1 protein-coding gene is annotated in these 251 nt (G+C 61.4%); it reads right to left on the bottom strand.

The genetic code is table 11. From position 1 onward, the window contains the following. Window positions 1-193 (bottom strand): hypothetical protein (locus tag ACQG3P_RS21010; protein ID WP_426806136.1); only part of this gene is annotated, 193 nt, incomplete at its 3' end. Window positions 194-251 lie beyond the last annotated feature (58 nt).

Here is a 251-nt window from a genome sequence, read left to right as displayed (position 1 = left end):
GCTCAATATTGATGCGCATGTGGCGTCGATGGCGGACTCTGGTGAGCGGGCGGTGGCCGGCGTCACGAGTGGTGTCATCGGTCTCGGCGAGATGGTTACGTGGAGAGCGCGCCACTTCGGCATTTGGTTCACGATGACGTCTCGGATCTCCGAACTGGATGCGCCGCGTCGGTTCGTCGATGAGCAGGTTCATGGTCCGTTTCGTGTGTTTCGTTACGAGCACCTGTTCGCCGAGGTCGGTGGCCGTACCC

Origin of the sequence: Stenotrophomonas sp. SrG, from assembly GCF_050031795.1 — a bacterium.
Taxonomy (GTDB): Bacteria; Pseudomonadota; Gammaproteobacteria; order Xanthomonadales; family Xanthomonadaceae; genus Stenotrophomonas; species Stenotrophomonas rhizophila_A.
This window is presented reverse-complemented; position numbering and strand designations above follow the sequence as displayed.